Origin of the sequence: Rhodovarius lipocyclicus, from assembly GCF_009900765.1 — a bacterium.
GTDB lineage: Bacteria > Pseudomonadota > Alphaproteobacteria > Acetobacterales > Acetobacteraceae > Rhodovarius > Rhodovarius lipocyclicus.
On record NZ_JAAABL010000092.1, the window covers coordinates 1 to 803 of the forward strand.

Sequence of the window (803 nt, forward strand, 5' to 3'; positions counted from 1 at the left end):
TAGGGCTTGTTGAGATTTAGATCTTTCCTGGTGACGTGTGTTTATGATTCACGCTTTGGATGACGCAGCGTTTGGTTTTGAGTGACGAGCAATGGGCGAAGATGTCGCCGCATTGCCTGGGCAAGGCTGGAGATCCTGGCCGTCACGGCCACGACAACCGCCTTTTTGTTGAAGCGGTGTTGTGGATTGCGCGCACAGGCAGCCCCTGGCGGGACCTGCCTGCCTGCTTTGGCAAATGGAACACGGTGTTCAAGCGTTACCGGGATTGGGTGAAGGCGGATGTTTTCCAACGGCTTTTTGAAGCCGTCTCGGATGATCCCGACATGGAATACGCGATGATCGACGGCACGGTCGTGAAGGTCCACCGCCATGCGCAGGGCGCAAAAGGGGGACGTGCCGACAGGCCATAGGCCGTTCTGTGGGGGGATGGAGCACCAAGATCGTCGCCCTGACGGACGCGCTGGGCAATCTGGTGCGCTTTACCCTGCTGCCTGGGCAGAATTACGACACCCAGGGAGTAGCGCCACTGATCGAGAAAGCAGACTTCCAGGGGCTGATCGCGGACAAAGCCTTTGACGTCCATTGGATTGCCGAGGCTCTGATACCCCGAGGGGTTCACCTGGTCATTTCTCAGCGCAAGAACAGGCTGAACCCTCGCCCGTTTGATGCAGTGATCTACCGCTGGCGTCATCTCATTGAGAACTTCTTCGCCAAACTCAAGGAATTCAAACGGATCGCACTGCGTAGCGACAAAACAGACAGCTCATTCGCCGCCATGATCTATCTCGCCGCAGCCGTCATAC

At 57.0% G+C, this 803-nt stretch carries 1 pseudogene; it reads left to right on the forward strand.

Annotation, left to right across the window (positions count from 1 at the left end):
• Nucleotides 1-101: 101 nt before the first annotated feature.
• Nucleotides 102-803, forward strand: a pseudogene (locus tag GT007_RS22070) (IS5 family transposase); the annotation flags it as partial.